This window comes from Ruegeria sp. AG6 (assembly GCF_056541565.1).
Map to the genome: position 1 here is coordinate 707,778 of NZ_JBQFYQ010000001.1, position 18,757 is coordinate 726,534.

An 18,757-nucleotide genomic window follows, 5' to 3' on the forward strand; every position below is an offset into this window, starting at 1 on the left:
GTGGCCCCGAAACCTTCTTATCCCAGCAACTTGCGGATCAGACGCGCGACGATCCAACCCAGGATCGCCCCTCCGCCAACCGCCCAAACCGGGTTGATGAATTCCATGTGGTTGATGTTGACGTAAGCCATACCCAGCAGACCGCCAAGAACCGGCAACGCGTAACCCAGCCAGGTCAACACGTCTTCTTTCCGGATGCCGCTTCGTGACGCCCGCGTCATCAGCCAACCGACCCTTCCAGCGAGATTGCCACCAGTTGCTGCGCTTCCATGGCGAACTCCATCGGCAGTGCTTGCAGAACGTCCTTGCAGAACCCGTTGACCACCAAAGCCACGGCCTCTTCTTCATCCATGCCACGCTGACGGCAATAGAACAGCTGATCGTCATCCACCTTGGATGTCGTCGCCTCGTGCTCGACACGAGATGAGTTGTTTTTGACCTCGATATACGGAACCGTATGCGCGCCGCATTTGTCGCCGATCAGCAAGCTGTCACACTGGGTGTAGTTGCGGCTGTCCTTGGCCTTCGGATGCATCGAGACCAGACCGCGATAGGTGTTCTGCGCCTTGCCCGCACTGATGCCCTTGGACACGATGCGCGACTTGGTGTTCTTGCCCAGATGAACCATCTTGGTGCCGGTATCGGCCTGCTGATAGTTGTTGGCAATCGCGATCGAATAGAACTCACCCTGGCTTTCGTTGCCGCGCAGGATGCAGGACGGGTATTTCCACGTCACGGCCGAGCCGGTTTCGACCTGCGTCCACATCACCTTGGACCGGTCGCCCCGGCAATCGGCGCGCTTGGTCACGAAGTTGTAGATGCCACCCTTGCCGTTCTCATCCCCGGGGAACCAGTTCTGAACGGTCGAGTATTTCACTTCGGCGTCTTCTTCGACAATGATCTCGACCACGGCCGCGTGCAGCTGCGCGGTGTCGCGCTGGGGCGCGGTGCAGCCTTCCAGATAGGACACGTACGAACCTTTGTCGGCGATGATCAGCGTGCGCTCGAACTGGCCGGTGTTTTCGGCGTTGATGCGGAAATAGGTACTCAGCTCCATCGGGCAGCGGACACCGGGCGGAATGTAGACGAAGGACCCATCCGAAAACACGGCCGAGTTCAAAGTCGCATAAAAGTTGTCCGACACCGGAACCACAGTGCCCAGATACTTCTTGACCAGCTCAGGATGTTCCTTGATCGCTTCGGAAATCGAACAGAAGATCACACCGGCCTTTTTCAGTTCGGCTTGAAAGGTCGTGCCGACGGACACCGAGTCAAACACCGCGTCCACAGCAACCTTGCGCCCCTCGGCCGGAGCATCCTCAGCACCTTCGACACCAGCCAGAATCATCTGTTCTTTCAAAGGGATACCAAGCTTTTCGTATGTGGCCAGCAGCTTGGGGTCGACATCGTCCAACGACTTGGGTTTCTCTTCCATCGATTTCGGACGCGCATAGTAATACTGGTCCTGAAAATCGATCTTTGGATAAGTGACCATGGCCCATTTCGGTTCTTCCATCTTGGTCCAGCGTTCAAACGCGGCCAGACGCCACTCGGTCATCCATTCCGGTTCTTCATTCTTTTCCGAGATCAGACGAACGATGTCCGGGTTCACACCTTTCGGCGCGTACTCCATTTCGATGTCCGTGTCCCAGCCGTATTTATAGGTTCCGACCTCGCGCACCGCATCCACGGTTTCCTGATCGACACCCTCTTTCACCTGGGTCTGGTCCAAAGCGGCCATAACTTGCCCTCCGTCAGATCACGCGGCGCGCGCGCGATGCTTTTTCTCTTTCTCAAGCCACGTTTCGGCGAAACGCAGCACATCTTCTTCCGTTGTCCGAGGTCCCAGCGATACGCGGATTGCGCTGCTGGCTGTCACCTCGTCGTATCCCATTGCGGTGAGCACCGCGCTGGCACGAACCTTGCCGCTTGAACAGGCAGAGCCCGCACTGACCGCAAAACCCGACAGATCCATCTGCATGACCTGGGTCTCACCTTTCCAGCCGGGGGCGGCAAAACACAGGGTGTTCGGCAGGCGTTGCCGCCCTTTCCCGACAAAAATAGGTGATTTTACAGCAGCCTCAAGAGCGTTTTCTAGAATATTTCTAAATTCCTCGACCTGCTCCCAAACGCCATTGGCCAGATCCCGCATCGCAGCTTCAGCTGCGGCGCCGAACCCCGCGATACCAATGACATTTTCGGTTCCTGACCTGCGGCCCATTTCCTGGCCGCCCCCCTTGATCTGTGCCGTCAGATCGGTTCCGCGTTGCATCACAACGGCACCGACACCTTTTGGACCGCCCAGTTTATGCGCCGAGACCAGAGCCATCTGGGCATTCATCCAGTTGAACGCGACGGGCAGCTTGCCAAAAGCCTGTGTGGCGTCTGTCACGGCCAGGCCGGACGGCAGTGTTTGAACAATCCCCGTCTCTGAGTTTGCCAGTTGCAATGTCGACATTTCAGGCGCGATTACCTGCACGTCTCCGGCCTCGGAAACCGTAAGATCCTCATTGATCCAAGATCTTACCGCGTCATGTTCAATCGCCGCGCCGTGCAATTGGCGCCCCGACAATGCCAGCGCCGCACCTTCGGTTGACCCTGATGTAAAGACGATATCCGCCCCATCCGCCCCAAAGGCCGATGCAATTTGGGCCCGGGCGCGCTCGATCAGAGCTTTGGCGGCCCGACCTTCCGCATGAACCGACGAGGGATTGCCGCAGACATCCATCGCCGCAATCATCGCGTCCCTCGCTTCGGGGCGCAGCGGCGTTGTTGCATTGTGATCCAGATAAACACGTTTCATGGATACATCTTTTTGCCAGCAGACTTCATTTCATATCCCGCCCGTTCAGATCATTCATCTACAACAGAGAACAGGCTCGGCACGGCCGGGCACGGGGCGAGGTCGTTCTTGATCACATCTGACAAACGGGTTTGATGCAGGAACACATAGACATGCGCGCTGAGACTTTCCCAAAGCCGATTGGTCAATGATTGAGCGCGGCTGCCGGACGAGGCCCCGGACGCGCCTGCCCCTTTTTGCAGCGCATCAACGGTTTCGTCCACGGCGGCCAGAATTTCGACGACACGAATTTCGGATGCCGGGCGTGCCAGTCGATACCCGCCGCCGGGCCCCCGCACGGAAGACACCAAGTCCGCCCGGCGCAGTTTGACGAAGAGCTGCTCGAGATATGGTAACGAAATGTCCTGCCTCTCGGAGATTTCTCCAAGCGTCACCAGTCGTTCCGTCGGCTGGAGCGCAATATCCGCCAGGGCGACCATTGCGTAACGCCCTTTGGTCGACAGCTTCATTCCATGTCCCCTTTCAGCAGGATTTGCGCGAAATCATTGACGCCGACGTTGCCAGTGCGTATCTCCGACTGACAGCGCTGGTATGCGCCAAGCAATGTAATTAGAACCGTTCTAAGGTGCCCGACGATTATCGTCAAGTATATCCGGGCATCGGCACGAAAAAGACAGGACCAAAGCACACATGCCCGAGGTGATTTTTCCCGGACCCGAAGGCCGCCTGGAAGGCCGCTACCACCCGCAAAAGGAAAAAGACGCACCGATCGCCATCGTGCTTCACCCGCACCCTCAGTTCGGCGGGACCATGAACAACAAGGTGGTCTACAACCTGCACTATGCCTTCTACAACATGGGCTTCACCGTGTTGCGCTTTAACTTCCGCGGTGTCGGTCGCAGCCAGGGCGAGTATGATCAGGGCGTGGGCGAGCTGAGCGATGCGGCGTCGGCGCTGGATTACCTGCAATCGATGAACAACAATTCGAAACACTGCTGGGTCGCAGGTTTCTCGTTTGGTGCGTGGATCGGTATGCAACTGCTGATGCGCCGCCCTGAAATCACGGGGTTCATCAGTGTATCGCCCCCTGCAAACATGTATGACTTTTCGTTCCTTGCGCCCTGCCCGTCTTCCGGCCTGATCATCAACGGCACGGCTGACAGGGTGGCGCCACCGGCTGACACGACCTCGCTGGTGAACAAGCTGCACGAGCAGAAGGGAATCACCATCACGCACACCGAAGTGGAAGGTGCAGATCACTTCTTTCAGGATGGTCATATGGACACGCTGATCACCAATGTCAGCGACTATGTGAAACGCCGCCTGACCGAGAACACCCGCTGATGTCCGACACCATCACATCTCTTGCCGCCAAACTGGCCGAAGATACGATGAAGGTTATGGATGAGACAGGCGAAGACAGGTTCTTTGTCGAAGTTGGTGAAGTGCTCGGGGCCGCTTCTCAGTCTCTGGAAGAGGCGTTTCTGACGGAAATTCGTGTTCGGTTGGCTGAGCGGAAAGCCAGGCAGTTCGTGATCAAACGCTTGTCTGCGCATCGCGCAAAGCAGAAGGCGATAGAAAAGCAATGACCGACCGTATGTCGGCGCAAATCGCGTTTCTGAAACGGGCCGACGAACTGAAAATGGTCGAGCGGGCAAATGTCCTGCTTGACCAGTCCAGACCCGAAAATTCGGCAGAGCACAGCTGGCATCTGGCCTTGTGGGCCCTGGTCATGGCCCCGTTGGCAGGGCCGGATGTCTCGATTGATCGGGTCATACGTATGCTATTGCTGCATGACCTGGTTGAAATCGTTGTCGGCGACCACCCAATTCACCTTGAGACCGATTGGACCTCGGTTGCCAAGGCCGAGCAAGCTGCAGCCAAATATCTGTTTGGGCTGTTGCCAAAGGATCAGGCCGATACGTTTCACGCTGTCTGGCGTGAATTTGAAGAGGATCAGACCGCCGACGCCCGATTTGCCAAGGTTCTGGATCGTTGTCAGCCACTGTTTCAGGTTCTGTGTGCCCCGAACCCCGATCCGGATCACGTGGACATAGCGCGTTCAAATCTCGAAGGCGGTCGCGCCGCCTATCTGGAACAGGTTTTTCCATTGGCCTACGAGCACGCCGCAAACCTGCTGGCTGGTGCAAATACGCAGGCCAACGCGTTTACGCAACGGCTGGCGTTTCTGACCGAAGCTGATCAGCTGAAGTCCGTTCTTCGTGCCTCGCGGCTGATGGCGGGTGATCGTTTCGAAAACTCGGCAGAACACTCGTGGCACATCATGCTCTACGCCTGGGTCCTGGCTGAAAATGCGCCCCCCGGGATCAGTGTTGATCGGGTCCTTCAGATGCTGTTGCTGCACGATATCGTCGAAATCGACGCCGGCGACAATCCGATCCACGGGCAGGTCGATCACGCAGCGCAAGCAGCCAAGGAACAAGCGGCGGCCAAGCGCTTGTTCGGACTGCTGCCCGACACCCTATGCAACACTTTCACTGCCCTGTGGCAGGAATTTGAAGCGGCAGACAGCCCGGACGCCAGGTTCGCCAAAGCCGTTGATCGGTTTCAGACACCTGTCGCCAATCTGGAAACCGGCGGCGGGTCGTGGGTCGATTACAAGGTTACATATGCCCAGCTTGAGGCGCGCGTTCAGCCTGCGATTGCAGCAGGTTCCCCTCGGCTGTGGGATTGGCTGCAACCGCAACTGGCTGCACACTTCCAAAGCGTCGAGGTTGTACACCCCTAGACAGAAAAGAAAAAAGGAGCCCGACGGCTCCTTTTTCCCTGCTAAGCTCTACGTGGTACTTAAAAAACACTACTACCATCAAACTGTTGAACCATGTTGGCTGCTTCAACTTCGACGGACCCCCCGTCAGCAAGCCACCCAATCACCACTATCAGACCCGCAGCAAATATTACGGATTTCGAAAATGTCGTCATAACTCAATACTCAAAAACAAATCCTAAAATACGCTGAGAAGATTACACTAATTCGATTCTCTGAATAGTCAGGTATACCTGACCTCAGGTGGTTTTCTTCCATCTTCAGATTCAAAATTGCCTTGCCCACTCCTTCGGTTTCATGCTCAACGCGGGGTATCTTTCCTGTTTCGAGGATCAAAATGCCCCAAGCGTATCTGTTTCTGATGCTGGCTGTTGTTGCGGAAACCATCGGCACCACGGCCTTGCAGGCCAGTCAGCAATTCACGCGGTTCTGGCCGTCCGTCCTTGTGGTCGTGGGGTACGGAGTCGCCTTTTATCTCATGGCGCTGACACTGAAATACATGCCTGTCGGTATCGTTTATGCAATCTGGTCCGGTCTGGGCATCTTTCTGATCGCCGTGATTGGGTTCATCGTGTTCGGCCAAAGGCTGGATTGGCCTGCAATCCTGGGATTGACGTTGATCTTGTCCGGAATCCTGATCATTCACCTCTTTTCCAAGACTGCCGGTCACTGATCCACGGTTAGGGCTGGTATATTTTGTCGCGCCGCGCTATGCGCGCGGCAACTTCCCGTTCAAAGGCTGACCTCTCATGGACCTGCGCAATATCGCAATCATCGCTCACGTGGACCACGGCAAGACGACCCTGGTGGATGAGCTGCTCAAACAATCCGGCGCGTTCCGGGAAAACCAGGCCGTGGCGGAACGCGCCATGGACAGCAACGATCTGGAGCGCGAGCGCGGCATCACCATTCTGGCCAAGGCAACTTCGGTCGAATGGAAAGACACGCGCATCAACATCGTCGACACGCCGGGCCACGCCGATTTCGGTGGTGAAGTCGAGCGTATCCTCAGCATGGTCGATGGTGTCGTCCTGCTGGTTGACGCGGCCGAAGGCCCGATGCCGCAGACCAAGTTCGTGACGTCGAAAGCCTTGGCGCTGGGCCTGCGCCCGATCGTGGTTCTGAACAAGGTCGACAAGCCGGATGCGGAGCCTGATCGCGCATTGGACGAGTGCTTTGACCTGTTTGCCAACCTCGGCGCCGATGATGATCAGTTGGATTTCCCGGCCATGTATGCCTCGGGCCGTTCAGGCTGGGCGGATATGGAGCTGGACGGCCCGCGCAAGGACCTGAGCGCACTGTTTGATCTGATCGTCGATCACGTTCCTGCCCCGAAACAGATCGCGCATAAGGGTGAGCCGTTCCGGATGCTGGCTACCACTTTGGGCAGCGATCCATTCATCGGCCGCATTCTGACGGGTCGTGTGGAAAGCGGCACATTGAAAGCTGGCGACAGCCTGAAAGCCCTGAGCCGTGACGGATCGTTGATCGAAAACTTTCGCGCCTCAAAAATATTAGCATTCCGCGGGCTGGCTCAGCAACCTATCGATGTGGCCGAAGCCGGTGACATCGTCACCATCGCCGGCATGAGCAAAGCCACCGTGGCGGATTCTCTGGTTGCTCCGCAGGTCGAAGAAGCCCTGCCTGCACAGCCCATCGACCCGCCGACGATCACCGTAACTTTCGGTATCAACGATTCACCGTTGGCCGGTCGTGACGGCAAGAAAGTTCAGTCACGCGTCATCCGTGATCGTCTGATGAAAGAAGCCGAATCGAATGTAGCGATTCGCGTCACCGACACACCCGGCGGAGAGGCTTTCGAGGTCGCCGGCCGTGGCGAATTGCAGATGGGCGTTTTGATCGAGAACATGCGTCGCGAAGGGTTCGAGCTCAGCATCTCGCGCCCGCAGGTTCTGTTCCGCGAGGAAAACGGCCAGCGGCTGGAACCGATCGAGGAAGTCACCATTGACGTAGACGATGAATACTCGGGCGCCGTGATCGAAAAGATCACTGGGGCCCGCAAAGGTGAGTTGGTCGAGATGCGCCCGGCAGGTGCAGGCAAGACCCGCATCATCGCGCATGTACCGTCCCGTGGCCTGATCGGTTATCACGGCGAATTCCTGACCGATACCCGCGGCACAGGCGTTCTGAACCGCGTGTTCCATGACTGGGCGCCGCACAAAGGCCCGATCCCGGGCCGCCGGGCTGGGGTTCTGATCTCGATGGAGAACGGTCAGGCCGTCGCTTATGCTCTGTGGAACCTCGAGGAGCGTGGCCGGATGTTTGTTGGTCCTCAAACGGATGTCTATCAAGGTATGGTGATTGGCGAGCATTCTCGTGACAATGATCTGGAAGTGAACCCGCTGAAGGGCAAGAAACTGACAAACGTACGCGCCAGTGGCTCGGACGACGCGGTTCGTCTGACGCCACATGTTCAGTTCTCGCTGGAAGAGGCAATTGCCTATATTGACGACGATGAACTGGTCGAAGTCACCCCGAACGCGGTGCGCTTGCGCAAGCGTTTTCTTGACCCGCACGAGCGCAAGCGGATGGCCAAGTCGGCCTGATTTACCTGGCAGACCGCTGCCGCAATCGGAAACAATTGCCCAAGTGTGGCAATTTTGCGTCCAAACGGACAAAAGATGAAAAACGGACAACCGGGCAATACGCCCGGTTTTCTTCTGAAAACAGGGAAGTTTCTTCTTTAGGTTGCACTAATTTTCCCCTTCTCCCTCGATCCACATATTGTGATTGAGACCCGTTTAAGGTGAAAATGTGCCAGTTGTGTGACGTCGTTCATAAACACCTTCGCTCCGATGGTTCATATGAACACGTAGTAAAGTATCGAGTTTCGAGGAGTTCCAAATGGGTATCCGGTCCCGCAATATCCCGCTGTTTTTTGTTGCTACGACGTTTTTGTTTTCACCCGCGGGCGAAGCTTTCGCGGCAGGTACATGTACCGTTCAAACAGCCAGACAATCCGCAGCATCCGCACAGGTATTATGTGAGTGCGACGCTGTAACATCGGGCATGATCCGATACATTCAACGCCGGCACGATTTCGATCAAATTCTGGCGCGTGTCGGAGCTGAATGCACACCACTTGCAGACTTGCTTTCTGATTTTCCCACGGCTTCGATCGGTGCAAGTGATCAGCGGTCCGGAGATGGGCCTTCTGATGAGACTGTCGACAGCAGCCCGGCTTTCGGTGGCGGCGGCGGTTCAGGCGGTGGAGCTGGCACCACTGGCGCTGGAGACGGCGGTGGTGGCACTGGCGGTGAAGGTGGCGGCACTGGCGGTGAAAACGAAGGTGGCGGCGAAAACGAAGGCGGCGGCGAAAACGAAGGTGGCGGCGAAAACGAAGGCGGCGGCGAAAACGAAGGCGGCGGCGAAAACGAAGGCGGCGGCGAAAACGAAGGCGGCGGCGAAAACGAAGGCGGCGGCGAAACGTTCTAATTGGGAATCAATATTACCGGTGCAAGATACGATTGCACCGGTATTCAGTTTCTCAAAAAGATTTCCAGGTTTCGTCAGCTATGGCCGTACACACCAACCCAACGTCCGGGCCGATTCGGGTCTTGCATGCGAAGAAACAGGTACCGCGTTGCCGTCCAGGGTTTGATACGGTTTGTGAGGTTGTCCAAAACCAAATCACCCTTGGAAGAGCGATACACCAGCACCGCATGAGGCACGCGACGCGTGTCCAGAACCGTAGCGATCAACAGTTTACTTGGATCGACGCCGGCATGGATCAAATCCCTTTTCTTCAACAGCGCGAAGTCTTCGCAATCGCCACCCCTGGCTGTCGGAAGCGCCCAACGCTCGGTCATCTTGTACTGGGATTGATCGGTGACTTCTCGCGTCGATCTGTTCACGCGCCGATTTACCTGTTCGACAACCTTCAGTTCTTGCTGGCTGGACAGGGATACGGAGCGTTTTTTGGCACAGGCCCATTTGTACTCAGCGCACAGATTGGCCGCCCCTGACGGTGGCGGAGAGGCCGCGACACTTGGGATAAATCCGTTACCGGACGCATGTGCGACGGGGGCCACGGCTAGGGTGCAGACGCCCAAAAAACAGATGCTGAAGGCCCGTACTGAAACCGGCAGAAGTCTTGCACCAAACCGCTTGGCCAGATTTGTGAAGTGTTTCATGCCTGTACCCCAATCCGATGTTCTTCGCACGATTGCACGTCAAACAGGGTCGCATTCCGATTCGTGAAACTATCCGCGAACAACCCCGTCCAGGCAATCACCTAAAAAGTTGAAGGGGAAAAAGGGCGGAAATTCGTCCGTCAATCTGACCTTTTTGCGCAAGAATTTGGGTGGCGCGGCCACAATTCGGGTGCCGATCGCGCAAATACGCGACAGCGTGGCCTGATAAGTGATTGAAATAATAAAAAAATAAACTCAGCCCCCTGTTGACGGGCTGAGGTCCCTTGGCCGAGTGGTGGTATAAGCCAATGATTGCCTATTGGCTGCCCCTTTACCGGGCAAACCGCGCTACACGTCGTGAACGCAGTCGTTCACTCCGTGATTTCAACCACAACCAATTCACGTTCGCTGGCGTCGCGCGCATGACTCAATGCTTCTTGATAGTCATCCGAGTTGTAGCATTCGACGGCTGCTTCTAGCGACGGGAAACGGGCAACAACGTTGCGTGGCCGTTCCTTGCCTTCCAACTGAACGTAACGCGCCGCACGGGCGATGAAAGTGCCCCCGTGCTTGGCAATGGCTGGCCCGGCCAATTCGGCATATTTTCCATACGCCTCGGCATCGGTCACCGTCACGTGTGCAATCCAAAGTGCAGCCATCTTACCCTCCCAAAACCTGTTCTGCAGCCTTGATCGCCGAATCCGCATTCGACGCATCCCGTCCACCGCCCTGGGCCATGTCCGGGCGGCCGCCGCCGCCCTTGCCGCCCAATTCCACTACTGCGGCCTTGACCAGATCGACCGCCGAAACGGTTCCTGTCAGGTCTTCGGTGACGCCAGCCGCAACCGCGGCCTTGCCGCCGGTATCCGCGATGAGCAAAACCGCCCCCGATCCAAGACGCGCCTTGTGTTCGTCGATCAATGCCGGAAGATCCTTGCCGGACACCCCGCTGAGGGCCTGCGCTATGAACTTCACGCCGTTCACATCACGCGCTTCGGCACCGCCGCCCTGCCCGTTCCCGCCGGCCATCGCCAGATCTCGACGCAGTTGAGCCACTTCGTTCTGCAATGATTTGCGTTCCTCCAGCAGGCTTTTCACGCGGGCCACCACATCATCCGGCTGCGCCTTCAGTTCCGTCGCCACCTGCGCAAGACGATGATCCTGTGCCGAAAGGTAACGGAACGCTTCATCCCCGGTCAGTGCTTCGATGCGGCGCACTCCGGCACTGCTTGCGCCGTCACCCAGGATGACAAAGGTGCCGATATCACCCGTCTGACGCACATGAGTACCGCCACACAGTTCGATCGACCAGGTTTCGCCATCATGGCCCTTGCCCGTAGGTGCCTTGCCCATCGAAACAACACGCACCTCGTCACCGTATTTCTCGCCGAACAGTGCCTGCGCGCCCAGTTTGCGCGCGTCATCCGGTGTCATGACCCGTGTCTCGACAGCCGAGTTCTGGCGGATGAAATCGTTCACCTCACGCTCGATCTTCCGGATTTCCTCCAGGCTCAGCGCTTTGGAATGGCTGAAGTCGAACCGCAGACGATCCGCCGCATTCAGCGAGCCGCGTTGCGCCACATGGTCGCCCAGCGTTTCCCGCAGTGCTTCATGCAGCAAGTGCGTGGCCGAGTGGTTGGCCCGGATTGCGGTCCGGCGCGCATGATCGACTTCGAGCTCGACAGCATCGCCTTTTGAAACGGCACCGCTGACGACCGTCACCTTATGCGCATAGACCTTCCCATCAGCGAATTTTTTGGTGTCTTCCACTCGGCTGAGGTGATCGCGATCTTCAAGGCGCCGCATCTCGCCAGTATCGCCCACCTGGCCACCAGCCTCGCCATAGAACGGCGTCTGGTTCACCACGACCCAGCCGCTGTCGCCCGCTTCGATCTTGTCAACCAAAGCACCGTCAACAACCAGTGCCACAACCTGAGCTTCGGCTTTCTCGGTGTCATAGCCAAGGAAGTCGGTCGCCCCGGCGCTGTCCAGAACATCGAACCATACCGCCTGATCCGCAGCTTCACCTGACCCGGCCCAGGCAGCCCGCGCCTTGGCCTTTTGTTCGGCCATCGCCGTTTCAAAGCCTTCGGTGTCAACTGTCCGGCCTTTTTCGCGCAGCGCATCCTGTGTCAGGTCCAGTGGGAAACCGTAGGTGTCATACAGTTTGAATGCCGCCTCACCAGACAAAGGCGCCCCCTCGGAAAGGCCGGACACCTCATCGTCCAGCAGCCTCAACCCCCGGTCCAGCGTCTGCTTGAAACGCGTTTCTTCAAGCAACAAGGTCTCTTCGATCAATGGCTGTGCCTGGGTCAATTCGGCATAGTGACCGCCCATCTGTTGAACGAGAGACGGGACAAGCCGATGCATGACCGGATCCTTGGCGCCCAACAGATGCGCATGACGCATGGCACGACGCATGATGCGGCGAAGAACATAGCCGCGGCCATCATTGCTGGGCATCACGCCATCAGCAATCAGGAACGAAGTCGAACGCAGGTGGTCCGCGATCACGCGGTGGTGCACGTTCTGATCCCCGTAAGGATCCACGCCAGTTGCATCGGCTGATGCCTCGATCAGTGCCTTGAACAGATCGGTATCATAATTGTCATGGCTGCCCTGCAACAATGCACCGATCCGCTCGAGACCCATGCCCGTATCGATCGACTGCATGTCGAGCTCGACCATCGAGCCGTCTTCGAACTGCTCGTTTTGCATGAAGACCACGTTCCAGATCTCAATGAACCGATCGCCGTCTTCCTCGGCAGAGCCCGGAGGACCGCCCCAGATGTGGTCTCCGTGGTCATAAAAGATCTCGGTACACGGGCCGCAGGGGCCGGTCGGGCCCATCTGCCAGAAATTGTCGCTGGTGGCGATGCGGATGATCCGGTCTTCGGGAACACCGACCTTTTTCCAGATTTCAAACGCCTCGTCATCAGTATGATAGACCGTTGTCAGCAGGCGGTTCTTGTCGATCCCAAATTCCCTGGTGATCAGCTCCCACGCGAATGGGATAGCTTCGTGTTTGAAGTAATCACCAAACGAGAAGTTCCCCAACATCTCGAAGAATGTATGGTGGCGCGCTGTGTAACCCACATTGTCGAGATCGTTGTGCTTGCCGCCGGCACGCACACATTTCTGCGCCGTGGTGGCGCGCTTGTAGTCACGTGTTTCCAATCCTGTGAACAGGTTCTTGAACTGCACCATGCCCGAATTGACGAACATCAGCGTCGGGTCGTTGCGCGGCACCAGCGGGCTGGACGCCACGACCTCATGCCCCTGTTTTTCAAAGTAATTCAGAAAGGTCGATCGGATGTCGTTCAGGGTTGGCATAGGGCTCTCTCGGCGCACAAAAAACTTGGTCCCCGCAGGTTTATCCCCCTGTCAAACGAGTGTCCACAGCAGAGGCGTGTCCGAACGAAACAAGGCGACCCGGGGGACCGCCTTGTTCATAGTATTTTCAACACAACACCTCGGACCGGGAACGTATCGCACCCCGTCAGCGACCGTCAGGCTTCAAGGATGTCATCATCCTCGGCTGCGCCCGGAGGCATGTCGAACTCCAGCCCGTGAGCCGCCCGAATCTTGTCTTCGATTTCAAAGGCAATGCGACTGTTGTCGCGCAGATATTGTTTGGCGTTCTCACGCCCCTGCCCGATCCGTTCGTCGCCATAGCTGAACCATGACCCTGACTTTTCGACCACACCGGCTTTGACACCCAGATCCAGCAATTCGCCCATCTTGCTGATGCCTTCACCATACATGATGTCGAATTCCACCTGCTTGAAGGGGGGTGCAACCTTGTTCTTGACGACCTTGACGCGCGTCTGGTTGCCGACAACTTCGTCCCGGTCCTTGATCGCGCCGATGCGGCGGATATCCAGACGAACCGAGCTGTAGAATTTCAGTGCATTACCGCCGGTGGTGGTTTCGGGGCTGCCGAACATCACGCCGATTTTCATCCTGATCTGGTTGATGAAGATCACCATGCAGTTCGAGCGGCTGATCGAACCCGTCAGTTTCCGCATCGCCTGGCTCATCAGACGGGCCTGAACGCCAACATTGCTGTCACCCATGTCGCCTTCCAGTTCGGATTTCGGGGTCAGCGCCGCAACCGAATCGACCACGACCATGTTGACCGCGCCCGAGCGCACCAGCGTATCGGTGATCTCCAGCGCCTGCTCTCCGGTATCGGGCTGCGAGATCAGAAGCTCGTCCAGATCAACACCAAGCTTTCGCGCATATTGCGGGTCCAGCGCGTGCTCGGCGTCAACAAAGGCGCAGACGCCGCCGCGTTTCTGCTGTTCCGCAATGCAATGCAGCGTCAGCGTCGTCTTCCCCGAGCTTTCCGGGCCGTAAATCTCAACAATCCGCCCCATTGGCAGACCACCAATTCCCAACGCAATATCCAACCCGAGCGAGCCTGTCGAACTTGCATCGATGTCCTGTTTGGCGCCTTCGCCAAGCTTCATGATAGAGCCTTTGCCGAACTGCCGTTCGATTTGGGCCAGCGCGCTGTCGAGCGCCTTTTGCTTATCTGCGTTTTTCTTGTCGCTCATTGTCAGAAGATCCGCCATTGTCCTGTCGCCTTCCCTTTTGTCACACCCTTGATCGGGCGGCAATCGCTGCTTTGTTCGCCTCTTGTTCCTTATGGGACCAAAAGAAGAACATTTCAATAAAAACTTACGGGATTTAGTCTTCAGCAATTGTATTAAGAAGTCCTTTACGACAATCTGCGCGCATAGCCGGATGACAATTGGAGCAATTAAATGCTTGTTTTTTATGAGGAACGCCTTGCCTTCCTTGCCGTTCCGAAAACCGGCAGCACGGCTTATCACACGGCGTTGCGGGATCGCGCTGATATCGTCGTCACTCATCCTCCCGAGCTCAAACATGCTCCGGTGCGCAGGTATGATCGGTTCTTCCAGAACATTTTTCGGAAAATGTACGATACCGAGATGGAGATCCTGGCAGTTGTTCGCGAACCCGTTGACTGGCTGGGCAGCTGGTATCGATTTCGCAGCCGCGCCGACCTGATCGGTCACGTCCATTCGACCCGAGACATGAGTTTCGACACGTTTGTGCAGGCCTATATGACAAACCCCCGTCCGGATTTTGCCGATGTTGGTAGCCAAAGCCAGTTTTTCCGCACCCGCAGCAACGGTCGCGGCGCCACGCATATTTTCAAATACGAAAACCAGGACAAAATTCTCGACTTCCTGCAAGCGCGACTGAATATGCAGATCGACCTGCCACGGGAGAATGTATCACCACCGGGTGATCTGACGCTGACGCCCGAAACACGGCAGAAATTTCGCAAAAGACACGTAGAGGAATTCGCGCTCCACGATGCAGCCTTGTAGGGTGCTCAGTTCAGCTGTTGGAAAACCGCCTCGGTCAACTGGGTGAGGGAAAACGGCTTGGGCAGGAAGGTCGAGTTGGCGATCTCGGGTTCTGAATCGCCAAAGGCACCTTCCGTGTAACCGGATACGAAGACCACGCGGGCATCCGGGCGTGATTCCCGAGCTTTACGCACCCAGGTCGGACCATCCATGCCGGGCATGACCACATCCGTTACGAATACGTCGACGTTCAAAGATGGATCCTCCAGAAGCCGCAGAGCTTCCTCGGCCGAATCCGCCTCCAGCACGGTATAGCCCTTGAGACGCAGGGCCCGGGTTGCGAAGGCGCGGACCGGCGCTTCGTCTTCAACCAAAAGCACGACGCCCTCTCCTTGCCGGGCGCTTTGGGTTTCGGGCTGGGCCGGAATGTCGTGTTCAGCCTCTGCCACCGTGGCGCAAACCGGTAGAAAAACGGTGAACTCGGTGCCTCGACCCACCGTGCTGTCGACAAAGATGAAACCGCCCGTCTGCTTGACGATGCCATAAGCTGTTGAAAGCCCAAGCCCTGTGCCCTCACCCGTACGCTTTGTCGTATAGAACGGCTCGAAAACCTTTTGCAGTTTGTCGGCGGGTATTCCCACACCGCTGTCCATGACCCTGACCGTAACGTATTCGCCGGGCTGGACGGTCGCCCTGTCCCTGCTGAGCGGTTGCGACAGGTTCAATACCTCGGTCTCGATACGGATCTCGCCCCCGTCTGGCATGGCATCGCGCGCGTTTACGACAAGGTTCATCAACACCTGTTCCAACTGCCGTTTGTCCGCCCGAACCGGCTTTAACACCGGATCATGGCTGAGGGTCAGCAGAACTTTCTCGCCCACCAACCGGTTCAACAAATGAATGAGATCCGAGATCGTGTCGCGCAAATCCAGAACTTCGGGCCTGAGAGTCTGTTTGCGCGAGAATGCCAGAAGCTGGCTGACTAGCGCAGCGGCCCGGTTGGCGTTCTGATTGATCTGAACCAGATCCCCATAATCCGGGTCATTCTGATCGTGACGCAACAACAGCAGGTCGCAATGCCCGGAAATGGCCGTCAGCAGGTTGTTGAAATCATGTGCGACCCCGCCGGCCAATTGACCCACAGCTTGCATTTTCTGCCCTTGGACGAATTGAGCCTCCAGAGTCTTCAACTCGGTCGCATCATTCAGAACCGCGATCAGACAGATCTTGCCATCGACAACGACACGGCTCAGCGTGACTTGTACGAAGACTTCCTTGTCTTTTCGGGTCAACTGAAGAAACTCGGATCGTTGCGCATCTTCTTGCGCGGCCGTCCGCGCCAGCCAATCCAGAATGGGGTGCCCCATACCCCGCATGATGTCGGCTATGTTCGTGCCTTCCAGGCTTTCATTTCCAAGCAACTTATTCGCCAGCCTGTTGGCATTCAGAATGGCCCCCGCCGGAGACAGGGTGAGAACCGGAACCGGAAGATCTGCAAAAGACGTGCTGGCCCCGGGCGCCGGAGTTTCAATGAGCGGCACCAAACCAAGGCTTCGTTCCTTGCTGGATCGGGAAAGCTCCGTCACAGCGACCGGTATCATTCCGTCCTGTGACTTGATAATGTTTGAGGCTCCGACCCGGGGGTCAGCATCACCGAAGACGTCGCGAATCCGACCGGGACGCAGCCCAAGCCACTTTTTCGCCGCCGGATTCGGGCACACCACATCATCCGCGCATCCGATGGTCAGGACCGGCAGGTTGAGAGACTGCCAGCTTTCCTGTTCTGACTGTTGAAACCGCCAGCAAAAAATGTCGGGAGCCAATTGAAACACGGTTACACTGCTTGTGTTTCCCCTGATCACGCAGTCTTCGCGGGCCCGACCGAATGATCGGGCCTGAGATTGCAACCTCAACAAAATCACCTGAGGCGTCGAGAACGTCGAACCGAGGCAGTTTTCAAGGCTGGCTCCTTTCGCCGCGCCGAATTGTTCCCGCGCTGGTGCGTTGGATGCCAGAATGTCGCCATAGGCATTTGCGATCAGGAAAGGTGACTCGTCCTGTTCTGCAAACGCGGCCATGACGGCAGTGGTTTGTTGCGCATGTCTGACGTCGACCTGGCCTTTGATCACGACGCATAGTGCCACAATCAAAAGCGAAGTTCCCGCGACCATCATGCCCATGGTCCAATCCGGTGGCAACAACCCGACCATGGGGGCAATGCTGATCAGTAATGCCACCGCCACCAACGACCATAGACGAGATGCCAAGGGCGTGTGGACAAGAGATGGGTCGCTGAAAAATTCTACTGTGTCAGACATAAACGGCTCGGGCGCAAAGTTATCGGCTATAACGGCCAAAATTGGTTAATTCCCGCTTAACGACGTTCGGAAAGCAGCAATCTACCCAAGGTTGTTATTTGCCAAAAGCTCAGCGCGTCAAGTGCGACGTAAAGAACCCGTCAGATTCGTGTGTAACGTGCCACGTTTTCCGGAAGGTTTCCCGCCACTGGGAAAAGTGATCCAGAAAATCGTCTATGATCGCGCCGTTTTCATCGTTCAGAACCGAACAGGTTGCGTAAGCCAACAGGCCGCCCGGATGCACCAAAGGCGCAATGTCGGATAGAATACGGGCCTGAATGGTGGTGAGGTCCAGCAAGCGATCCTCGGTCAAGGCCCATTTCCCGGCCGGCGCCCTTCGCCACGATCCGCTGCCAGAGCACGGCGCATCAACTAAAACAACATCAAACGGATCAACACCTGAAAGGTCATCGGTGTTGAGGATGGTAATCTTTGCGCCTGCTCGTTCCGCCCGGGTCGGAATATCCTTCATGCGCCCGGCATTCACATCATGTGCAAAAACTTCGACGCCCTCGTGCGCTGCAAGCGCCAGCGCCTTGCCGCCACCACCCGCGCAATAATCCAGAACACGCATCCCCGGCCGCAGATCCAGCGCGGCCACGACCGCCTGGCTTGCAGCGTCCTGAAGTTCGACCAGACCCTGGGCATAGGCCTGGCTTTGGGCAATGCGCCGGGCCCCCTCTGTCACCTCGAGCGCGGTTTGGCAGACCTGAACCGGATGGGCGATCACGCCCTCGGACTTCAAGGCGACTATAGCCCCGCCCAGATCGGTTTTTCGCAAGTTGACCCGCAGGTGAACGGGCGCCCGGTTCTGCAATGACATCGCGCAAGGAACCAAGGCATCCTTCAGAGAGTCAACGAACCGAGGCCACAGCCACTCCGGAATGTCATATCTCTCGGCCTCGGACGCGAAATCCCGCGCCGTTTCCGTTTCCTGAACCGACATCGGAGCGTGACGGTTGCCGGTGAACAACTCGGCCAGATCCCCGCCTGACGCACGGGTCGCACCGATCATCAAACCGCGCCCGGTGTCGGACCCTCCCAACGCCGCATACGAGCGCTTGCGTCGCAGCGCGTCGAATACGTGATCGCGAATGGCTGCCCGATCCTTCGATCCGGCGAAGCGACTGCGCCGAGCCCAGCCGGTGAGTGCTTTTTCGACCGGCGCGCCAGCCAGAATATCATCCAGAATTTCGATCGAGGCCTGAACACGGGCGGCGGGTGTCATTGTGGAATACCTCGGCGGAAATGGGCCCGGCTGGCCGATCCAAGTGGCAAATAGGCACCCGTATACGGGTGCCATGTGTCTTGCT

General features: G+C 57.2%; 17 protein-coding genes. 7 read left to right on the plus strand and 10 right to left on the minus strand.

Going from position 1 to position 18,757, the window contains the following annotated elements:
- Positions 1–17 precede the first annotated feature (17 nt).
- From ACR0I0_RS03535 to iscR, 4 genes are read right to left on the minus strand one after another with little or no spacing between them, the layout of a single operon-like run.
- Positions 18–221, minus strand: a complete 204-nt coding sequence (locus ACR0I0_RS03535; RefSeq protein WP_152458013.1) for a hypothetical protein — start codon at positions 219–221, stop codon at positions 18–20.
- On the minus strand, positions 221–1,741 hold the full coding sequence (gene sufB / locus ACR0I0_RS03540) for a Fe-S cluster assembly protein SufB (RefSeq protein WP_171204775.1): 1,521 nt from the start codon (positions 1,739–1,741) through the stop codon (positions 221–223). Before sufB ends, ACR0I0_RS03535 begins: the two co-directional genes overlap by 1 nt.
- Positions 1,742–1,759: 18 nt before the next feature.
- Positions 1,760–2,803 carry a cysteine desulfurase family protein gene (locus tag ACR0I0_RS03545; protein WP_480490205.1) on the minus strand — a complete coding sequence of 348 codons (1,044 nt, stop codon included), beginning with the start codon at positions 2,801–2,803 and terminating at the stop codon, positions 1,760–1,762.
- 50 nt (positions 2,804–2,853) lie between these two features.
- Positions 2,854–3,312 carry a Fe-S cluster assembly transcriptional regulator IscR gene (iscR, locus tag ACR0I0_RS03550; protein ID WP_152458016.1) on the minus strand — a complete coding sequence of 153 codons (459 nt, stop codon included), beginning with the start codon at positions 3,310–3,312 and terminating at the stop codon, positions 2,854–2,856.
- Between the two features lie 181 nt (positions 3,313–3,493).
- Between iscR and ACR0I0_RS03555 the strand changes: the two genes are divergently transcribed.
- From ACR0I0_RS03555 to ACR0I0_RS03580, 6 genes are all read left to right on the plus strand, one after another.
- Positions 3,494–4,147: an alpha/beta hydrolase gene (locus tag ACR0I0_RS03555; RefSeq protein WP_480490207.1), complete on the plus strand. Its 654-nt coding sequence runs from the start codon at positions 3,494–3,496 to the stop codon at positions 4,145–4,147.
- Positions 4,147–4,392, plus strand: a complete 246-nt coding sequence (locus ACR0I0_RS03560) for a hypothetical protein (RefSeq protein ID WP_152458018.1) — start codon at positions 4,147–4,149, stop codon at positions 4,390–4,392. The genes ACR0I0_RS03555 and ACR0I0_RS03560 overlap by 1 nt, the downstream gene beginning before the upstream one ends.
- Positions 4,389–5,552, plus strand: a complete 1,164-nt coding sequence (locus tag ACR0I0_RS03565; protein WP_480490209.1) for an HD domain-containing protein — start codon at positions 4,389–4,391, stop codon at positions 5,550–5,552. Before ACR0I0_RS03560 ends, ACR0I0_RS03565 begins: the two co-directional genes overlap by 4 nt.
- A gap of 376 nt (positions 5,553–5,928) precedes the next feature.
- Positions 5,929–6,264, plus strand: a complete 336-nt coding sequence (locus ACR0I0_RS03570) for a DMT family transporter (RefSeq protein WP_171723251.1) — start codon at positions 5,929–5,931, stop codon at positions 6,262–6,264.
- Positions 6,265–6,340: 76 nt separating this feature from the next.
- On the plus strand, positions 6,341–8,158 hold the full coding sequence (typA, locus tag ACR0I0_RS03575; RefSeq protein WP_171632381.1) for a translational GTPase TypA: 1,818 nt from the start codon (positions 6,341–6,343) through the stop codon (positions 8,156–8,158).
- Between the two features lie 463 nt (positions 8,159–8,621).
- Positions 8,622–9,047: a hypothetical protein gene (locus tag ACR0I0_RS03580; protein WP_171632380.1), complete on the plus strand. Its 426-nt coding sequence runs from the start codon at positions 8,622–8,624 to the stop codon at positions 9,045–9,047.
- 74 nt (positions 9,048–9,121) lie between these two features.
- Here ACR0I0_RS03580 and ACR0I0_RS03585 read toward each other — a convergent pair whose 3' ends face one another.
- From ACR0I0_RS03585 to recA, 4 genes are all read right to left on the minus strand, one after another.
- Entirely contained in the window at positions 9,122–9,745 is a 624-nt protein-coding gene (locus tag ACR0I0_RS03585) for a transglutaminase-like cysteine peptidase (RefSeq protein ID WP_171723250.1), read from the minus strand.
- Between the two features lie 371 nt (positions 9,746–10,116).
- The gene (locus tag ACR0I0_RS03590; RefSeq protein ID WP_152458023.1) at positions 10,117–10,404 is read right to left on the minus strand and encodes a DUF1330 domain-containing protein; all 288 of its coding nucleotides are present in this window, start codon (positions 10,402–10,404) and stop codon (positions 10,117–10,119) included.
- A 1-nt stretch (position 10,405) separates the two neighbouring features.
- Positions 10,406–13,078, minus strand: a complete 2,673-nt coding sequence (alaS, locus tag ACR0I0_RS03595) for an alanine--tRNA ligase (protein WP_480490212.1) — start codon at positions 13,076–13,078, stop codon at positions 10,406–10,408.
- 176 nt (positions 13,079–13,254) lie between these two features.
- Positions 13,255–14,322 (minus strand): recombinase RecA, encoded by a 1,068-nt coding sequence (gene recA, locus ACR0I0_RS03600; protein WP_171632372.1) that lies wholly within the window; start codon positions 14,320–14,322, stop codon positions 13,255–13,257.
- Between the two features lie 192 nt (positions 14,323–14,514).
- Here recA and ACR0I0_RS03605 point away from each other — a divergent pair, with 192 nt between their 5' ends.
- A complete protein-coding gene (locus tag ACR0I0_RS03605) occupies positions 14,515–15,108 on the plus strand; it encodes a sulfotransferase family 2 domain-containing protein (protein ID WP_171632370.1) in 594 nt (197 codons plus the stop codon).
- A gap of 5 nt (positions 15,109–15,113) precedes the next feature.
- Here the strand turns inward: ACR0I0_RS03605 and ACR0I0_RS03610 are convergent, their stop codons facing one another.
- Together ACR0I0_RS03610 and ACR0I0_RS03615 are read right to left on the minus strand one after the other, a co-directional pair.
- Positions 15,114–17,405 carry an ATP-binding protein gene (locus ACR0I0_RS03610; protein ID WP_480490214.1) on the minus strand — a complete coding sequence of 764 codons (2,292 nt, stop codon included), beginning with the start codon at positions 17,403–17,405 and terminating at the stop codon, positions 15,114–15,116.
- A gap of 109 nt (positions 17,406–17,514) precedes the next feature.
- A complete protein-coding gene (locus ACR0I0_RS03615; RefSeq protein WP_480490216.1) occupies positions 17,515–18,672 on the minus strand; it encodes an RsmB/NOP family class I SAM-dependent RNA methyltransferase in 1,158 nt (385 codons plus the stop codon).
- Positions 18,673–18,757: the final 85 nt, after the last annotated feature.

Coding starts and splice junctions, on each gene's coding strand:
- ACR0I0_RS03535 (WP_152458013.1), bottom strand. CDS start 221: ATGACGCGGGCGTCACGAAGCGGCATCCGGAAAGAAGACGTGTTGACC.
- sufB (WP_171204775.1), bottom strand. CDS start 1,741: ATGGCCGCTTTGGACCAGACCCAGGTGAAAGAGGGTGTCGATCAGGAA.
- ACR0I0_RS03545 (WP_480490205.1), bottom strand. CDS start 2,803: ATGAAACGTGTTTATCTGGATCACAATGCAACAACGCCGCTGCGCCCC.
- iscR (WP_152458016.1), bottom strand. CDS start 3,312: ATGAAGCTGTCGACCAAAGGGCGTTACGCAATGGTCGCCCTGGCGGAT.
- ACR0I0_RS03555 (WP_480490207.1), top strand. CDS start 3,494: ATGCCCGAGGTGATTTTTCCCGGACCCGAAGGCCGCCTGGAAGGCCGC.
- ACR0I0_RS03560 (WP_152458018.1), top strand. CDS start 4,147: ATGTCCGACACCATCACATCTCTTGCCGCCAAACTGGCCGAAGATACG.
- ACR0I0_RS03565 (WP_480490209.1), top strand. CDS start 4,389: ATGACCGACCGTATGTCGGCGCAAATCGCGTTTCTGAAACGGGCCGAC.
- ACR0I0_RS03570 (WP_171723251.1), top strand. CDS start 5,929: ATGCCCCAAGCGTATCTGTTTCTGATGCTGGCTGTTGTTGCGGAAACC.
- typA (WP_171632381.1), top strand. CDS start 6,341: ATGGACCTGCGCAATATCGCAATCATCGCTCACGTGGACCACGGCAAG.
- ACR0I0_RS03580 (WP_171632380.1), top strand. CDS start 8,622: ATGATCCGATACATTCAACGCCGGCACGATTTCGATCAAATTCTGGCG.
- ACR0I0_RS03585 (WP_171723250.1), bottom strand. CDS start 9,745: ATGAAACACTTCACAAATCTGGCCAAGCGGTTTGGTGCAAGACTTCTG.
- ACR0I0_RS03590 (WP_152458023.1), bottom strand. CDS start 10,404: ATGGCTGCACTTTGGATTGCACACGTGACGGTGACCGATGCCGAGGCG.
- alaS (WP_480490212.1), bottom strand. CDS start 13,078: ATGCCAACCCTGAACGACATCCGATCGACCTTTCTGAATTACTTTGAA.
- recA (WP_171632372.1), bottom strand. CDS start 14,322: ATGGCGGATCTTCTGACAATGAGCGACAAGAAAAACGCAGATAAGCAA.
- ACR0I0_RS03605 (WP_171632370.1), top strand. CDS start 14,515: ATGCTTGTTTTTTATGAGGAACGCCTTGCCTTCCTTGCCGTTCCGAAA.
- ACR0I0_RS03610 (WP_480490214.1), bottom strand. CDS start 17,405: ATGTCTGACACAGTAGAATTTTTCAGCGACCCATCTCTTGTCCACACG.
- ACR0I0_RS03615 (WP_480490216.1), bottom strand. CDS start 18,672: ATGACACCCGCCGCCCGTGTTCAGGCCTCGATCGAAATTCTGGATGAT.